The sequence below is a fragment of the Clostridiales bacterium genome (assembly GCA_015243575.1).
Taxonomy (GTDB): Bacteria; Bacillota; Clostridia; order Peptostreptococcales; family Anaerovoracaceae; genus Anoxybacterium; species Anoxybacterium hadale.
In genome coordinates, this window is the sequence record CP042469.1 from 3,266,748 (window position 1) to 3,284,769 (window position 18,022).

The 18,022-nt window shown below is 44.4% G+C and carries 13 protein-coding genes and 1 riboswitch; of the genes, 7 read left to right on the forward strand and 6 right to left on the reverse strand.

All coding sequences use genetic code 11. The features are described from left to right. Nucleotides 1–458 precede the first annotated feature (458 nt). Complete coding sequence (gene secA, locus FRZ06_14480; protein QOX64459.1) at nucleotides 459–3,221, reverse strand: preprotein translocase subunit SecA; 2,763 nt, start codon at nucleotides 3,219–3,221, stop codon at nucleotides 459–461. 391 nt (nucleotides 3,222–3,612) lie between these two features. Here secA and FRZ06_14485 point away from each other — a divergent pair, with 391 nt between their 5' ends. The 3 genes from FRZ06_14485 (at nucleotide 3,613) to FRZ06_14495 (ending at nucleotide 6,271) form a co-directional block, all read left to right on the forward strand. Then, nucleotides 3,613–4,377: an ABC transporter ATP-binding protein gene (locus tag FRZ06_14485; GenBank protein ID QOX64460.1), complete on the forward strand. Its 765-nt coding sequence runs from the start codon at nucleotides 3,613–3,615 to the stop codon at nucleotides 4,375–4,377. Next, nucleotides 4,370–5,194, forward strand: a complete 825-nt coding sequence (locus FRZ06_14490; GenBank protein ID QOX64461.1) for an ABC transporter permease — start codon at nucleotides 4,370–4,372, stop codon at nucleotides 5,192–5,194. Before FRZ06_14485 ends, FRZ06_14490 begins: the two co-directional genes overlap by 8 nt. 78 nt (nucleotides 5,195–5,272) lie before the next feature. After that, entirely contained in the window at nucleotides 5,273–6,271 is a 999-nt protein-coding gene (locus tag FRZ06_14495; GenBank protein ID QOX64462.1) for an ABC transporter substrate-binding protein, read from the forward strand. A gap of 214 nt (nucleotides 6,272–6,485) precedes the next feature. Here the strand turns inward: FRZ06_14495 and FRZ06_14500 are convergent, their stop codons facing one another. Then, on the reverse strand, nucleotides 6,486–7,799 hold the full coding sequence (locus FRZ06_14500; protein ID QOX64463.1) for an aspartate kinase: 1,314 nt from the start codon (nucleotides 7,797–7,799) through the stop codon (nucleotides 6,486–6,488). A gap of 310 nt (nucleotides 7,800–8,109) precedes the next feature. Further along, complete coding sequence (locus tag FRZ06_14505) at nucleotides 8,110–9,303, reverse strand: methionine adenosyltransferase (protein ID QOX64464.1); 1,194 nt, start codon at nucleotides 9,301–9,303, stop codon at nucleotides 8,110–8,112. Between the two features lie 211 nt (nucleotides 9,304–9,514). After that, a riboswitch (SAM riboswitch) is annotated at nucleotides 9,515–9,628 on the reverse strand. A gap of 106 nt (nucleotides 9,629–9,734) precedes the next feature. Here FRZ06_14505 and FRZ06_14510 point away from each other — a divergent pair. From FRZ06_14510 to FRZ06_14520, 3 genes are all read left to right on the forward strand, one after another. Then, the gene (locus tag FRZ06_14510) at nucleotides 9,735–10,919 is read left to right on the forward strand and encodes a hypothetical protein (GenBank protein QOX64465.1); all 1,185 of its coding nucleotides are present in this window, start codon (nucleotides 9,735–9,737) and stop codon (nucleotides 10,917–10,919) included. A gap of 262 nt (nucleotides 10,920–11,181) precedes the next feature. Continuing rightward, nucleotides 11,182–11,604 carry a transcriptional repressor gene (locus FRZ06_14515; protein QOX64466.1) on the forward strand — a complete coding sequence of 141 codons (423 nt, stop codon included), beginning with the start codon at nucleotides 11,182–11,184 and terminating at the stop codon, nucleotides 11,602–11,604. 104 nt (nucleotides 11,605–11,708) lie between these two features. Continuing rightward, nucleotides 11,709–12,200, forward strand: coding sequence for a rubrerythrin family protein (locus FRZ06_14520; protein QOX64467.1), 492 nt, complete (start codon nucleotides 11,709–11,711; stop codon nucleotides 12,198–12,200). A gap of 214 nt (nucleotides 12,201–12,414) precedes the next feature. Here the strand turns inward: FRZ06_14520 and FRZ06_14525 are convergent, their stop codons facing one another. Further along, entirely contained in the window at nucleotides 12,415–13,485 is a 1,071-nt protein-coding gene (locus FRZ06_14525) for a beta-lactamase family protein (protein ID QOX64468.1), read from the reverse strand. A gap of 163 nt (nucleotides 13,486–13,648) precedes the next feature. Here FRZ06_14525 and FRZ06_14530 point away from each other — a divergent pair, with 163 nt between their 5' ends. After that, complete coding sequence (locus FRZ06_14530; GenBank protein ID QOX64469.1) at nucleotides 13,649–14,785, forward strand: aldo/keto reductase; 1,137 nt, start codon at nucleotides 13,649–13,651, stop codon at nucleotides 14,783–14,785. A 120-nt stretch (nucleotides 14,786–14,905) separates the two neighbouring features. On the opposite strand, the gene FRZ06_14535 is transcribed toward FRZ06_14530, so the two are convergent. Together FRZ06_14535 and FRZ06_14540 are read right to left on the reverse strand one after the other, a co-directional pair. Continuing rightward, a complete protein-coding gene (locus FRZ06_14535; GenBank protein ID QOX64470.1) occupies nucleotides 14,906–16,183 on the reverse strand; it encodes an ATP-binding protein in 1,278 nt (425 codons plus the stop codon). Between the two features lie 185 nt (nucleotides 16,184–16,368). Beyond that, nucleotides 16,369–17,943, reverse strand: a complete 1,575-nt coding sequence (locus FRZ06_14540) for a helix-turn-helix domain-containing protein (GenBank protein QOX64471.1) — start codon at nucleotides 17,941–17,943, stop codon at nucleotides 16,369–16,371. Nucleotides 17,944–18,022: the final 79 nt, after the last annotated feature.

An 18,022-nucleotide genomic window follows, 5' to 3' on the forward strand; every position in this document is an offset into this window, starting at 1 on the left:
TCACATTCTTAATACTTCCTAAAAATCCTGCTTGACTCGGATGATCATATTACAAAATCGTTCAGAGCTTTTCCTCCCACTTTCCTGCAGTGATGCTTTCCTATTTCACAATAAACATCTTCTTCGACTTGCTGAAACGCCTCACAGCCTCAGTCGTATGTAGGCTCCTGCCGGGAACCTCTCCAAGCACTCCTTCGAATATAAAAAACGAGGAATGGACGCGTTTTTTCGTCACTGATACTTGTGTCCGAAGCGGTGTGTAAGGCAAGAAGCAGCGCAGTAACGCTTTGAGCACTTTTAACGTATTAGCTTCCAAACCGAGTTGGATTTTCAGTCAGAGTTAAGAACGTGATCCCTCACGTTTTAACTCTCTGAAAATCACGAGGTGCGGATTGCTAATACAAAAGTGTGAAGGCTTTTCAAGCGCTTCTTACCTTCTCACCCGCTGGGATACTGATTTATTCTGCGGCATTCGCTCCGCAGCATTTTTTATATTTCTTACCGCTTCCGCAAGGGCACGGATCATTTCTTCCTACCGTTTCACCCTTTCTCACAGTTTCCTGTTTGTGTTCCCGCTCAGGAACTTTTGTTGCGGCGGGGGCACCGGCGGAGTATTCGCCTTCATCCTCATTCGCATTGTCGGCAAAGTCCTCTTTTCTGCCTTCCCCTGTGCCTAGAACCTGCTTTCTTGTGGTGTCCGTCTGTATGGTGACGTTGAAGCAGAATTTCACAGTATCTTCTTTGATGTTTTTGACCATCAGATCGAACATTTCAAAGCCTTCATCGGCATAAGCTCTGGCGGGGTCCTGCTGACCCAGCGCCCGCAGGCCGATTCCGTGTCTCAGCTGATCCATTGCATCGATATGATCCATCCACTTGTTGTCTACAACACGGATCAGGATCATGCGTTCAAGCTCACGCATTCTTTCGATGCCAATTTCCTCTTCCTTGACCTTGTATGCCTCTTCAAAGAGGTTTATGGTATCCTCTCGCAGTGTGCCTTTATCCAGATTCTCAATATCAGCTGTCGTATAAGCATATCCCTTAAAGGTGCTGCAAATCTTTTTCAGAGAAGTTTCCAGCGCTTTGAGATCCCACTCCTCAGCGAATCTTGATCCCGCCGTGGTGAAGTCAATACTCTCATCAATGAGTTCCTCTGCCATAGACATTACATGGTTTCTCAGATCTTCGCCGTAAAGAACTCTTCGGCGCTCGCCGTAGATGATCTCTCTCTGCCTGTTCATAACATCATCGTACTGAAGTACATATTTTCTGATTCCGAAGTTTCTGCCTTCTACACGCTTTTGTGCATTCTCGATGGATTTCGAGAGCATCCCTGCTTCGATGGGGTCATCCTCCTGCATACCCAGCTTTCCGACGATATTCTGGATTCTTTCACCGCCAAAGAGACGCATTAATTCGTCCTCAAGGGAAATAAAGAACTGGGTAGTTCCCGGGTCTCCCTGACGTCCGGAACGGCCTCGCAGCTGATTATCAATTCTTCGAGATTCGTGGCGCTCGGTACCGATGATGTAAAGTCCACCCAACTCACGGACCTTTTTCTGTTCTTCCGCTCTTTCTGCTTTAAATCTGTCAAGAAGTTCATTGTAAAGTCGTCTCGCCTCGATGAGTTCCGGATCCTCAAGCGGAACAAAACTGGATGCAAAGGAAATTGCTTCCTCTTCATATCCCATTCTTCTCATTTCACGCTTGGCTTCAAAATCCGGGTTGCCTCCCAGGATAATGTCCGTACCACGGCCGGCCATATTCGTTGCTATGGTCACAGAACCAAGCTGTCCTGCCTGAGCGACAATCTCCGCTTCTTTCTCATGCTGCTTTGCATTTAAGACATTGTGTCTTACGCCTTTTCGCTTCAGTATCCCACTGATGATCTCGGAACGCTCGATGGAGATCGTACCAACCAGAACCGGTTGTCCTTTTTCATGGAGAACTTCAATCTGATCTGCAATGGCATTGAATTTCGCCCGTTCCGTAGCGTAGATACAATCTTCTCTATCATTTCTGGCAATAGGACGGTTGGTGGGAATCTCAACAACGTCCATGTTGTAGATATCTCTGAATTCCTGCTCCTCTGTCCTTGCGGTACCCGTCATACCAGCAAGCTTCTGGTACATTCTGAAATAGTTCTGCAGTGTGATGGTAGCCAGCGTCTTGGACTCCTGGCGTACCTTCATTCCTTCCTTGGCCTCAATTGCCTGGTGCAGCCCATCGCTGTACCTTCTTCCGAACATCAGACGGCCTGTGAACTCATCGACGATAACAACTTCATCGTCCTTTACGATATAGTCCACATCACGCTTCATCAAATTTCTGGCCTTCAAAGCCTGTTGTACGTGATGGTTTAGCTCCATATTCTCTGGATCGGAAAAGTTTTCTATCTTAAAGTAAGCTTCGCACTTTGCAACACCGTCCTCGGTGATAGAAACGGTTCTGTCCTTTTCATCCATCGTGAAGTCTTCCTCAATACGGAAGCCACTGACGAATTTATCTGCAATATGATACAGGTCGGTAGATTTCTCCCCCTGCCCCGATATGATCAAAGGTGTTCTGGCTTCGTCGATCAGAATACTGTCAACCTCATCCACGATGGCAAAATTCAGCTCTCTCTGCGTCATTTCCTCTTTATAGATCACCATGTTATCCCGGAGATAATCGAAGCCAAATTCATTGTTCGTTCCATACGTAATATCCGCCTGGTACGCTGCTTTTCTGACCTCATTGGTGATGCCGTGTACGACACAGCCTACGGTCAATCCCAAGAAGGTATAGAGCTTGCCCATCCATTCCATATCGCGCTTAGCCAAATAATCATTGACGGTGACGACGTGGACACCCTTTCCTTCAAGGGCATTCAAATAGACAGGAAGCGTTGCGACGAGTGTTTTTCCTTCACCGGTTTTCATCTCGGAGATTCTTCCTTGGTGGAGAACGACACCACCTATGAGCTGTACTCTGAAGTGTTTCATTCCAAGGCTTCTCCAGGATGCTTCACGGCATACTGCAAAGGCCTCAGGAAGCAGGTCGTCCAGCGATTCTCCGGCAGCAACCCGTTCTTTGAACTCGGCTGTTTTCGCCTTCAGTTCCCCATCTGTCAGCTTTTGCATTGACTCATCAAGCGCCTCAATGCGGTCTACTATTTTTTCAACCTTTTTAACTTCTTTGACATTTAAATCACCAAAGATTTTTTCCATTAATCCCATTTGTATTGTCCCTTCTTTCTTATATCTAACATTTCCGCCCTTTTTCCCAATGACGGAATCTTGATTCATTTCCTGACATTTACGGAAGCGTGATTTAATGGAGAGTGCGCAATGATACGCACGGGATGAATCACCACTTCTTTGGGTCATATATACGTTACCCACTAATTTCCATCAGAATTCACATTATACCATATTTCAAAAAAAAAATCAAAATCGCCGGTTCGACAATATTTTTACTTGTTCAGTCTCTCTGTTAAAGAGACTAGAACGGGTTTCCCTTTTTCACCATTTGATTTGATTCGTCATAAGATAACAGAACAGAGGCATCAAAACCAGCTCTAGGATAGAGCTGCCTGCCTCTAAGCAAAAAAAATGAGGATTTAAAAGCATGAACGTACTTGAAGTCAAAAACATTGCGCAGAAATATCAGGCAGAAAATGGCGAAACCATCGCTATCAAAGATGTGAGTTTTTCCGCAGCAAAGGGTGAATTCATCAGCATTGTCGGTCCCAGCGGCTGCGGTAAATCCACGCTGCTTTCTATTATATCCGGGTTACTGAAACCTACAGATGGCGAAGTTTATGTAAATGGCAGCCCTGTTTTAGGGGTCACCTCCCATATCGGCTATATGCTCCAGAATGATAACCTACTTGATTGGCGTACCATTTATAAAAACGTGCTCTTTGGTCTTGAGATCAGAAAAATAAAGACGCCGGAAAATGTTGCTCGGGCAGAAGATTTATTGAAAAAATATGGGCTTTTTGAATTTCGAAACAACTATCCCTCCCAGCTGTCGGGCGGAATGCGGCAGCGGGCTGCTTTAATAAGAACCCTTGCAGTAAACCCCGACCTTTTACTTCTTGACGAAGCGTTTTCTGCACTGGATTACCAGACGAGATTAACAGTAACCGACGACGTTTACGGCATCCTGAAACAGGAACAGGTTACTACCATCATGGTCACCCACGATATTCCTGAAAGTATCAGTATGAGCGACAGAATCATCATACTCACCCAGCGTCCGGCTGAAATCAAAGAAATCATGCCGATTACGTTTGATATGGAAACCCGGACTCCTTTGAGCTGCAGAAACAACCCCAGCTTCAGCCGCTACTTTAATCATATATGGAAAGAGTTGAGTATCTATGAATGAAGTACATGATAAAGAATATATACCGTTGTCCTCGGAACGAACAGCTTATCTGAAAGGGTTGAAACGGACTCAGCACCTGGTTCTAGCATGGCAAATCGGAATTCTGCTCCAGTTTATTTTTTTCTGGGAGCTGCTTGCGAGACTGGGCTTCATTGACAGCTTCATCCTGAGTCAGCCTTCCAGGATTGCTTCCACTTTCATCAGTATGACCCAATTTGACCTTCTAATGCATGTGGGTGTCACAGTGTATGAAACTCTGGTGGGCTTTGTCCTCGGCGTCATCATTGGCACCGCTCTTGCCGTTGTCCTCTGGTGGAGCAGCTTTATTTCAAAAGTGAGTGAGCCATACCTTGTTGTTTTAAACAGTCTTCCGAAAATCGCACTTGGACCCGTCATCATCATTATTGTAGGTGCCGGAACCGAAGCGATTATCTTTATGGCTCTGGCAATTTCACTAATTGTAACCGTGCTGGAAATGCTGAACGGTTTTCGCCATACAAATAGGGAATACATTCGAATGGCCTCCACCTTTGGCGCCACCAAAGGCCAGATTTTTCGCAAGGTTGTCTTCCCTTATAATATTTCGACCCTCTTCAATTCTCTGAAAATCAATATCGGTCTTTCTCTGGTAGGCGTCATTGCCGGAGAATTCCTGGTATCCAAAGCCGGCCTGGGATATTTGATTGTTTATGGCGGTCAGGTATTCAAAATGGATTTGGTGATGGCAAGTGTGATCATTCTTGCCATTGTCGCCGCGCTGATGTATCAATGCGTCGTTCTGCTCCAAAAGCTAGCGATGCGCTGGTACAGTCACTAATATATCAGGCCCCGGCACCATACAAATGGCACCGGGGTCTGAAAGAACCCCAATTATATATCTGGAAGGAGTATTCGGATGAAGATTTCAAAAAAAATCTTATGCATCGGACTTTGCATTCTTCTCATTTTGCCCGCTTTCGCTGGCTGTCGGAAACAAGAGGAGAAAACAAAGGTTACATTATGCGAAGTAACGCATTCCATTTTCTATGCCCCTCAATATGTGGCTATGAATCTGGGTTACTTTGAAGATGAGGGAATCGAGATTGAGCTTACCAATGGGCAGGGCGCAGATAAGGTAATGTCGGCGGTGCTTTCCGATAACGTTGATATCGGTTTTGCCGGGCCTGAAGCATCAATCTATGTGTACAATGAAGGAAAAGAGGATCATACCCAGGTCTTCGCTCTTCTGACCCAGCGGGATGGTTCCTTTCTCGTAGCAAGAGAACCGGACCCGAATTTCACCTGGGATAAATTGAAAGGTAAAAATATTCTGCCTGGAAGGAAGGGCGGAGTGCCTTATATGGCGCTGGAGTATGTCATCCGCAGTCACGGCCTCGACCCCTATACGGACCTCACTTTGGATAACAGCATTCAGTTTGCGTTGATGGCTGGTGCCTTCACCAGCGGTACGGGAGACTATGTCACGCTCTTTGAGCCCACCGCCTCTATGCTGGAAGCCGAAGGCAAGGGCTATATCGTCGCTTCGGTAGGCGAAGAAGCAGGAAATATCGCCTATACAGGCTATTTTGCAAAGAAGAGCTATATTGAAAAAAACAAGGATCTTGTTGAGCGGTTTACCAGAGCCATCTACCGCGGGCAAAAGTGGGTTGCCAATCATTCCGCTGAGGAAATTGCAAAAGCGGTAGCTCCGTCCTTCCCCGATACAGATGTTGCTCTTCTGACCACCGTAGCAAAGAGATACCAGGAAATCGGAGCATGGCGAGACACGCCCATGGTGGATGAGGCTGCCTATCAGAAGCTGCAGGAAGTCATGACCTCTGCCGGAGAGCTTGACAAAGAAGCTCCTTTCAGCGAGGTGATCAATAACAGTATTGCTGAGGATGTGATCGACTGATCAGGCTATCATCCGAGAACGTGATCGACCGAGCGGATCACCATCCGAGAACGTGATCGACCGAGCGGATCACCATCCGAAAGCGTGATCGACTAACATAGAGTAATCCTAAGTGCTATCTCGATAGATACAAAAATGCCCTGCCGGAAAGCAGCTTAAGCTGGACTTTCGGCAGGGTACTTTATTCGCTTATTTTATGAAATCAATTCTTTACTCAATTTACAAACGAGTGGTAAATCGCCTTGATAGCAGTTTCAAAATCTTTGTTTTCAACGCCGACAATGATGTTCATCTCGCTGGAACCCTGATCGATCATACGAACGTTGATACCTGCTTCCGACAGAGCAGCAAATAGCTTGGCGGATACACCGCGGCGCTTTGCCATACCGCTGCCTACCGTAGCAATCAGTGACATGTTCTCAAAAATATCAATGGTGTCGGGCTGAAGCTTTCTCTGTATTTCTTCGAGAATATCCTCAAGCTTGCCATTCAGCTTTTTGTTGGAAACGACAACGGAAATGGTATCGATGCCGCTGGGCATATGCTCCAAGGGAACCTCGTAGTCATCGAGGATCTCAAGAAGCCGTTTGACAAACCCCCTTTCCGTTGACATCATGTTCTTATAGATGCCGATTACCGTAAAGTCCTTGTGTCCTGCAATTCCTGTAATGATGGTGTCATCTTTTGCACTGGCCTCAGCCGTTATGACGGTTCCGGGATCATCCGGTTCGTTGGTGTTCCTGATATTGATCGGAATATCCGCAACCCTGACTGGATAGATCGCATCCTCATGCAAAACGGAAGCCCCCATATAGGACAACTCTCTCAGTTCTTTATAGGAAAGTGTACTGATGGGCTTCGGATTGCTGACAATCCTTGGATCAGCCATAAGAAAACCGGAAACATCAGTCCAGTTCTCATAGATTTCTGCATCAACTGCTCTTGCCACCAGTGAGCCCGTGATATCGGAGCCTCCTCTGGAGAAAGTCTTGATGGTACCGTCGGGATTGGTTCCATAGAAACCGGGCAGTACAGCCTTATCATGCTTTTTCAGTTCTTCTTTCAGCGCGTCGTTGGTCTTGCCATTCTGAAATCTACCTTTTGCATCAAATTGAACCAAACCAGCTGTGTCTACGAAATCGTAGCCTAAGTAAGCGGCAGTAATCAGTGCATTAAGATATTCCCCCCTACTGGCTATGTAGTCCGCAGAAGCTCCCGCCTTTAGGTTGCGATTGATTTCTTCAAATTCCCCCTGAAGATTTACATGAACACCAAGGTTCAGCTCAATGGCTGCGTACCGGTCACAGATTACTTGAAATACCTGATCATAAGGTACGTTGTGATCGATATGTGCCTTACACAGGTACAGTAAATCTGTAATTTTGTTATCTTCATTAAATCTTTTTCCCGGAGCAGAGACCACGACATATCTTCTGTCAGGATCCGCCTCCACAATTTTCTTTACCTTTGCCAGCTGTATGGCGTCAGATACCGAGGAACCCCCAAATTTTGCCACTTTTATTCCCATTCTATCATTCCTTTCCAGACCGTAAGTTGTGGCAGTCACTAAATATATTTCGCTTGCCGAATCAGAAAGCGCTGATTTAATGAAAGGTGCGCAGATAGTCGAAAAAATCTACCGATTAGGTGTGCTCCTGGATCAATCAGCATTTCACTAAGAAAATCCCTCAGCAATTTCACTTAAGCGCAGGTTGTAAAGCCCGCGCTAGTGCACTGTCTGATGATAATTACAAAAATTTAGCTAGACAGTGCACCAGTACAGCGTATTCTAAATAACTGGTAATTAAATACGCTGTACTAGATGCGATTAAATTATCCTATTTTATCACACTTTGCGCTTCTTGTCTCAACAAATCTGCTTTATCCGTCTTTTCCCAAGGAAGATCAATATCTGTTCTTCCAAAATGACCGTAAGCGGCTACCTGTCTGTAGATTGGTCTTCTCAGGTCGAGGTCTTTGATTATTGCCGCAGGCCGCAGGTCAAAGTGTTTATTAACAAGCTCCGCCAGCTTTTCTTCTGAGACTTTTCCGGTTCCGAAGGTTTCAACGAGCACAGATACCGGTCTTGCAACACCAATGGCATAAGCAAGCTCAATTTCGCACTTATCTGCGAGGCCCGCCGCAACAATGTTCTTAGCTGCATATCTTGCCGCATAAGCTGCAGAACGGTCTACCTTAGTTGGATCTTTTCCTGAGAAAGCGCCGCCGCCGTGTCTGGAATATCCGCCGTAGGTATCTACGATGATCTTTCTTCCTGTCAATCCGGAATCTCCGTTCGGTCCGCCAATTACAAATCTGCCCGTTGGATTTACATAGTACTTGGTGTCAGCATCCAGCAGGTGATCTGGAATGATTGGATTGATAACATATTTTATGATATCTTTTTTGATCTGTTCCTGGGTCACGTCTTCATCGTGCTGTGTGGAAACCAGAACGGTATCAACGCGAACCACTTTGTCATCTTCATATTCAACAGTTACCTGTGTTTTTCCATCAGGTCTAAGATATGCAAGTTTTCCTGATTTCCTCACATCAGTGAGCTGTTTTGCTAGCTTGTGAGCTAGGGAAATGGGCATCGGCATCAATTCAGGGGTCTCATTGCAGGCAAAACCGAACATGATTCCCTGATCTCCCGCACCGATGGCTTCCACATCATCCTGCAGAGAGCCCACTTTGTATTCCAGAGCCTTGTCAACACCCATAGCAATATCGCCGGACTGCTCATGAATGGCAGTCATCACCGCACAGGTGTTCCCGTCATAGCCGTATTCTCCCTTTGTGTATCCGATATCGCAGATTACCTTTCTGATCAGGTTTGGAATATCAACATACGTATTTGTGGTGATTTCTCCAACTACAAGAGCCAGCCCTGTGGTTACAGTCGTTTCCGCTGCCACTCTTCCGTGCGGATCCTTTTCAAAAATCGCGTCCAGGATCGCATCGGAAATCTGGTCGCAGATTTTATCTGGATGCCCTTCAGTAACGGATTCTGAAGTAAATAATCGTTTCATTTTTCTTTCCTCCTATATAAATGTTACAAAATCGAGATTTTAGATTACACTTGCTTTGGAACCACTGAATTTATAGTAGGTGCGCCCACCAGGTGTGCGCTTAGAGCGAATTCGCGTTTCCTATAATAGATTTTGTATTTTTTACTGTTCTGATACCCAAAACCACATAAAAAAAACCACTTCCGAAGGAAGAGGTGCTTTGATATTTCGATCCTCATCTTTCAGAATTAAATTCCGTAGGATTTAGCACCTTTTCTACCTTTTTACGGGTACCTAGGTTGCTGGGCTTCACAGGGCCTATTCCCTCAGCCGCTCTTGATAAGGGGGTATTCAGTTTTGCAATAGAAATATTATAATCCTTGATTTTTTAAATGTCAATGGGTATACTTAACCTACGAGGGAATTTTTTGGGATTCTAGGAGGATAGTTCATTGACGACGGAGCGAAAATTTACAGTAATTAAAGGCGGCGCCTCAGCCGCAGTCAGCAACAACCAGAGAAAATTTCTATCCGCTTTCATTACAGACACGAGGCTTATGGGGGTAATTGGCCTTTACATTCACTGGGAATTATCCAATGCAGAATTTGTATCGGATTTTCATCAGTTTTTTTATTTCGATGCGGAAGAATACGGCTTCGAAACGTATAAAAGTCTACTTGGAAGCGACGAAGAAGCTCTTTCCATGATGGAGCAAGCTCTGATCGGCGGTTTAGGCGGAAATAAGGTCAACATAAACGAGCGGGAAGCGACTTATCTGATCCAAAAATTTGCCGCAATGAATAAGCGGTTTTCTCTGCCTATGCCCGATGCTAAAAATGAATATGAATTTCTGCTGACAACACCTGTCAGTCTGACAAAAAAAGAAAATCAGATCCTGATTGATAAGCTATGCACACCGATTGTTTCCGAGTACCAGCTGATTAATTATTTTCTGATGCGCGTCTTTGGGCGGGATTTTGAAGCCGCTGCTTATCTGGCAGCCAAAGACCTTTCTTATGATACACTTTCCGAAAGCGAAGGCGCCACCTTATGCAAAAACTCCATTGAGGAATTTTGCGACGAGAACGGTTGCTCTTACCTGTGTGAATCACTCATTGAGTTAGATAGCAAGTATAAGCTCATCGTCTCCGAGGTAAATGTAGAGAAGGGAAAAGTCATCAGCACGAAAAAGCGTTCTTCCTTCTTTATTACTGCAGCAGAAGCCGCTATGATGCTGAACCATCCGGAGTTCATCACAGTTTATGAAATCCTTACAGAGACTGAGGATTTCTTAAAGCGCTTTTCCGGGCTGTCTGTAAATACCATGCAGACACTCCACGACAGCGGCAGGCTTTATCTGGAATTCAACAAGAATAATGATCATGTCAACCGTAAGGTGTTCCGATTGAACGAGGATATACACGGGCTTTATTTCATCACAGACTTCGGCCAGTTAATCATCGCCGCTTACAGTCTGAGCGAGATTCACGAAATAGAAAAAAATCTTGGAAGAAGCGATGTGGGTACCTGCATTCTTCCAACTGCCAAGTATGAGTTTAAAGAGCCGATTCTTTACGAATTTATACAGAGCGACTTCGATGACTTTACCGACTTTCTGGATTTTCTCAATTCGTAAAACTCCAGTGAAATGAATGTATCACGGCAAGAGTTGATGCAGGCGTCACATCGGAAGCCCCCTCACCCTTGATCGGATTTCAATACCCGGTCTGCTGCAAAACATCCAGCAGACCGGGTATTTTATTATGAAAATAATTCATAATAATTTTCATAATACTGTTGACAAAATAGATCGCATATGGCATTATTATATTGTAATCATTACAACTTTGTATCAAATACGCTTTATGGCGAATTGATTATAATGGGAAGTGAGTAATATGAAATTTACATCCGATGATTTTGCGAAAGAATTAAAATCGAAAAACATACGGCTCTCCCATCAAAGGTTGAAGGTGCTGGAGTATCTTTCGGAAAATAAATGCCACCCAACAGTGGATCAGATCTACACCAACCTGTTGAAGGAGATACCTACCCTCTCCAGAACCACGGTGTACAGTACACTGGGTGCTTTGGCAGATGCCGGAATGGTCAAGGCGATCAATATTGAGGACAACGAAATTCGTTATGATATCACAGTGGAAGACCACGGACATTTCAAATGCGAATCCTGTGGCTCGATCTATGATTTCCCCGCTGATATGAGCCACCTTGAGTCAGAGGTTCTGAACGGGTTCAAAATCAGGGATAAAAATGTTTACTTTAAAGGTACGTGTCCCATGTGCCTTGTAAATAAGAATTAATCAGTGACTCTAGTCAATTCCCCCATCACGGAACAACAATCCGAGTATGATGTGTCTGGAACAATACAGAGTCACCAATAGGTATGAAAGTGGAGGATGAAAACATGGAAAACAAAACACAGAGCAACTTAATGGAAGCTTTTGCAGGAGAATCACAGGCAAACAGAAAGTATACAGCATATGCAAAGAAGGCCGAAGCAGAAGGCAAGCTCAATGCTGCAAAGCTATTTAAAGCTGCTTCCGATGCAGAAACACTCCATGCATTAAAGCATTTTGAAGTTGCTGGAAAAATCAGTTCTACCTTAGAGAATCTCAAGGATGCTGTTGCCGGCGAAACCCACGAATATAAAGATATGTATCCAGACTTTGTGAAAGAGGCTGAGGCAGAAGGAAACAAAGCTGCAGTAGCAACATTCACTATGGCAATGAAAGCAGAAGAAGTCCATGCAAGACTTTATCAGGAAGCTCTGGAATCCCTTGACGAAACAGAAGAAGTATTCTATTACCTATGTCCTGTATGCGGCAACATCGAAAAAGCTGTTCCCGAAAGATGCAGCATCTGCGGCGTACCAGGCGCTAAATTCATCAAATACTAAGCCTTTTGAATTCATGTAATTGGCGGCATTACTGTCTGCTGATGCAGCTGTGCAAACCATGCAGCAACAACAAATCTGTTAAATTTCTCACCCACAGAATGTGGGGATCTCCCATAGAACAATAAAAAACTACCGGCCCTCTCCGAACAGGCCGGTAGTTTTATTGTTATGCGATCTTACTTTCCTTTTCATCTTAAATCATTAGGCAGCGGCCCTACGCCTCATGGCAAAGCAGATCGAAGACTTGCTTATTGATCTTTTTTACAGGAGCGCCCGATATATTGGAGCAAACCATAATCGACAGCGCTTTTTCCGGACAAAGCCAGAAGCTGGCTCTGAATCCATCGTCATTTCCTTCATGTCCATAAAGAACATGTCCATTCTGCTCTCTGCGGAACCAGCTGAGACAAATATGCTCTCCATTATTGGGGACCAAAGCCTGTTTCTCCCATGCCTTTTCATAAGTTTCCTTTTTGAGCAGCCGATATTCAAAATGTCCCGCTGCCCATTTTTCCATATCCAGTACGTTTGAAGTCAACGTTGAGCTTGGACCATGGGCACGATTGTACGGATAATGCTTTCCTCTGACAATCTGCTTTTCCGGATCCTTTTCATAAGGGATTGACAAGTTTCCGTCCCAAATCCCATCTTCCCGGTAAATTCCGCGCTCGAAGGACAGAAGATTAGAATCCTTCATTTCAAGTGGATCAAAAATATGTTTTTTTACATATGCTTCGAAAGAAATTCCTGACACTGATGCAATCACAGTCCCCAGAATCTCATAGCCAATATTGCTGTAGGCAAACTTGCCCTCTCCCGGATTCCAAAGAAGTGAGCCGTCCCTCACCTCCGGTGATTTTACATAACGTTCCAGCGCACCCTCATCCGTCTCAGGCCGATCCCATCCGTAATCCTTAACATCTGGCATGCCTGCGGTATGACTGAGCAGATGGCGAATTGTTACCTGACGATATCGGTCATCCTTCATTTCAAACCATGGAAGATAATCAATCAACAAACCATCCAAATCCAAGAGTCCTTGCTCCCAAAGCTGAAGGATTGACGTTCCAACGAAAAGCTTTGTTACCGATGCCATATGAAAAACATGCTCAGGAATCAGTTTTACACCACGCTCCAAATCCTTGAAGCCCGCTGCTCCCCGGTAAAGCAGACCTTCCGAAGGTCTTTTTCCACTTCCAAAAGTCCAAACACCGATGGACAATCCAGGAAGATCATAGTTCGCAAGCGCTTTTTCCAGAAATTCATCTAATTTTATTTTAATCATTTTTCATCTCTCCTGTAATTCAAGTTTTTCTCGATAGTATTATTATATCTTAATTCTGGGGAGTTATGGTATAATAATCGCTGATGCTGGTGCTATCATCGCTGATGCACTTAATTATGATAATTCCTTTAATGATATTTACAGAAAGGCAGGAGGGATATATATGAAATATAGAACCTTTATGAAAACAGGGGAAAGAATCTCCTTACTAGGCTTCGGCACCATGAGACTGCCCATCGTTGACAGCGATTTTTCGAACATCGACGAAGCGGAAGCCATCCGAATGATCCGGAGCGCCATCGACAGCGGCGTAAATTACGTAGATACCGCTTATATGTACCACAACGGCTTCAGCGAGGTTGTGACAGGAAAAGCTCTAAAAGACGGATATCGGGAAAAGGTATTTCTAGCTGACAAGATGCCGGTTTGGTTTGCAAAAACAGAGCAGGATATTGAGAAAATATTTAACGAGCAGCTGAAGCGGCTCGATGTGGACTGCATCGATATGTATCTGGTTCACAATATCACAGGGCCAATCTGGAACAGAGTAAAAAAGTTCAATACCCTGGCTTTTCTAGAAAAGAAAAAGGCAGAAGGGAAAATTAAGCACATCGGCTTTTCCTTCCATGACGAATACCCTCTCTTTGAAGAAGTGATCAAGGCTTACCCCTGGGATTTCTGCCAGATACAGCTTAATTTCATGGATGCTGATTTTCAGGCAGGGGTCAAAGGCTTAAAACTTGCGGGTTCTATGAATATTCCAGTTGTCATCATGGAGCCGCTAAAGGGTGGCAAGCTTACAGACAAGCTTCCCGAGAGCATTCAGGCATACTGGGATCAGGCACCAGTAAAAAGAACACCGGCAGAATGGGCGCTGCGCTGGGTAGCAGATTTCCCGGAAGTGCTGACCATTCTCAGTGGCATGAGCACCCGTGAGCAGGTCGAAGAAAATATCAGGATCATGAACGAAGCCGATCCTAACAGTCTGAGCGAAAAAGAACTGGAGATCGTCGCAAAGGTTTCAGGGGAATACAACAGCTTGATTCAGTATTCGTGCACCGGCTGCAAATACTGCATGCCATGTCCAGTAAATGTCAACATCCCAGAAACCATCGGCTATTATAACGATTGGTTCCTGTTTGACGGCAATCCGAAGATCTCTGCGGATTTTAATATGTGGATTTCACCAAAGGCCAGACCGTCACTTTGTGTGGGATGCAAGGCCTGCGAGGGACACTGCCCACAGCAGCTTCCTATCTCCGAGGTAATGAAAAAAGCAGCAACACTTTTTGAAGCATAATAGAATCGTTCCACTTTATCAATTAGTCAAGCAATATAACGAACGGATGGCTGCCGGCGAAACCGGCTGCCATCCGTTTTTAATTCATACTGTTTCTACTGGTTCTTCAATAAGATACAATTACACGCCAAGAGCGTCAAGCAATCTCTTTTCATTCAATGCATCAGAGTACTCAGAATCCATTTCTCTGATCCCAGCCGGGAAATCATACTTAGCAAGTCTTTCAACAAATGGATCTGGATCGAAGGATTCCGGCCCATGTACGCCTTTGATATCCCAAATTCCTTTCGCTACCAGTTCCATCATGATAACCGGTCCCACTGCTGTCTGAGCTACAACAGAATTGGTGGTGTACTTCTTGATACAATCCTGATTGTCCGCTACCTGATACAGGTAAACCGATCTTCTCTTTCCATCTTTTGTACCCGTAACCCAAGTTCCCGCACAGCCTTTTCCTACCATTTTAGGAGCAAGCTCGATGGGGTTTGGCACAACCTTAACAAGGAAGTCTCTGGGGGAGATTTCGCTGTCGCCAACCTTGATCATTCTGGTAGCCGAATCCATTCCGCAAGCTTCAAGATCCTTCAGCAGCTGTCTCATTTCTCTTGGAACGCCGTATTTAAACGTTACTCTGTTACAGTCGATGACTCTTGGCACCAGCAGTACTTCTTCGTGCTCAACATTGATTACTTCTACATCGCCGATTCCGCCGGGGAAATTGAAAATTTCCGGCTCTGAGAAGGATTCTGTACAGAACCAGCCCTTACCCTTTTCCCAGATGACAGGAGGATTCAGGCATTCTTCGATGGTAGTCCATACGGAGAATCCAAAGGCAACCCCTTCATAGCCAGGAATTTCATAATTGTCTCCGTCTCTAACGTTGACTTCATCAATGGTATCAAAGAGGTGCTTGGCAGCATATCTTGCGAAGACATCGGCCATGCCTGGTTCTACGCCGGAACCTACGATTGCCATATTTCCAGCTTTTTCCCATTCCTCATGCTTGTCAAACTGATAATCACCAAGCTTTATGTATGCTAATTCATAAGGTTTCTCAGGATGTCTCTTGGAGAGCGTCATAGCACAATCAAGATATCCTACACCGACTTCAAGACAGGTATCAAAGATATTTTCGTTGAAGTCCGGCTCTACTGCATTCATTACGAAAGTGATGTCGTGTTTTTTGATCACTTCCTTCATGTTTTCTTTATCTTTTGCGTTGATCTTCTCTGCAACAAAACGTCCGCCTCCGCAGAGTTTTGCAACTTCTTCCGCTCTAGCGAAGTTGTAATCCGATACAACGATTTTTTCTGCCCACTCGCCTTCTTTACCGGCTCTGCTAATAATCATAGCTGCAGAAGTTCCGACCCCGCCGGCTCCAATAATTAAAAGTTTCATACATTGACCTCCACATAATAGATAACTTAAAAGGGAATCCTTTTTCAGCCTTATGTTATCAAATGAAGTCTGAATATTCAATTATGTGTTTGCTCAAAAATTGTATCCATTTGCTGTTTTCGCTCGTTTTTTACGTCAATACCACAAACTAATCACAATCGGGAAATAAATGCTGAATATTCAGCCTATTTCCCATAAAAAGGAACGTTCCGTTCCTCCTGATCACTCACATGATCAATTAGAATCAGCTCAGCGCCGAACCCCGAAAGGTGTGACTGAATACTCAGGGTATCCGCTGCATTGATTGCAGAAAAGCTGACGGTGGGAGTCATGGCCCAGCGGTTCGTAAGCTTCTCTCTTTTGGATACGGAATGAGAATTTCCTAGCTTAACTTTATAGCTCATTAGGATATTGTCCTTAGAGAATTTATACCGGCTGAGCTTGTACTCTCCGCTCATTCCGGAAATTTTCACCAGGATTTCTGCCCTGTCATTGAAGTTGTCCAATTCTCTGTAAGTATCCTCCAGCGACTGTTCTTTCAAGGCAATCACCCTGACCTTGTCCGTCAGGTTATAAAATAAAATACTGAAGGATTCTTTGTCTGAACTGCTTTTATGCGGCTTAGAAATAATGTAATTTTCTTCTTCCACAATAATATGCTCGTTCAGCGCAGTAAGCATTTTATAGGCAAACGCTGCGGGATGCATGCAGTTTTTTTCGAACAAAGCGGCGATACCATTCTCTACCGGCGTCTTATGTCGTCTAGGCTGATCCAGGTCGAGGGAAACAATGGTCAAAGCCGATCCCTTTTCCTGCTGATCCTTTGCGAAGAGCTCTTTTGTCTGATTTCTAATGGCTTTTTTGATTTCATCCGGTTTGGACAAAATGTATTGAGCATGGGTTTCCCGGCTGCTCACATTGCCGGTATATTTCTTACGGTATTCCAAGGGGTGCATGCCAAACCACTTCGTAAAGTATTTAATGTAATAGCGAATGGCAGAAAATCCAGACTCTTCCGAGATCGCTCCGATCTTTTTATTGGTTCCCAGAAGAAGTTTCTCCGACTCCTCCACACGGATAAAGCTCAGCAGCTCTTGAAAGCTCAACCCCGTTGCTTCCTTAATAACATGAGATAGGTAGTAAATGCTGAGATGCTCTTGCTCTGCTATCTCGTTCAAGGTCAGCCTTCTCGAATAGTTTTCATACATGTAGTCTGTAATGCGGTTCAATCTCCCCGCAAGTACCTTGTTGCCTATATTTTTAGCTTCATTTACAAACTTTCCGTCCTCCATGGTAAAGTACTGAAAGTTTGCTAAAAGATTGGCAAGCAGGTTATGTGTCGCTTCTATGACCTTATACTCATACCCATAGCCTTTTTCCAGAACATCCAGCATGATTCGTCCCAGGAGATTTCGCAGTGCCTCCAGCCCTTCGTCATCTTCATCCTTCATATCCGTCACAAAGAAACTGTTTTTCAGGTTGCCGTAGTATTTTGAAAAAAATGCAATATCCATTTGAAGCATCATCACCATATTGGGCTGATCGGTATGATAAAAGCTGTGTATTTCTCTGTCATTCAAGATAAAGATATCTCCCTGATTCAGAACATAAGAATAATATCCGTTCTTGAGTCCGATCGAGCCCTCCAGTACATATACCACCTCAATGTCGTCATGAAAATGAATGGGATACTCAATTATATTTGCTGTTATTACATTAATAGGAAGCCCTTCCTTGTAATGATTTTTTTCTTTCAGCATTTCTTTTTTCCTTTCGTATTATGTAAACCGTTGTTTGTTCTTACGCGAACTTTTTTCAACAACTAAAAATCGGTAAATT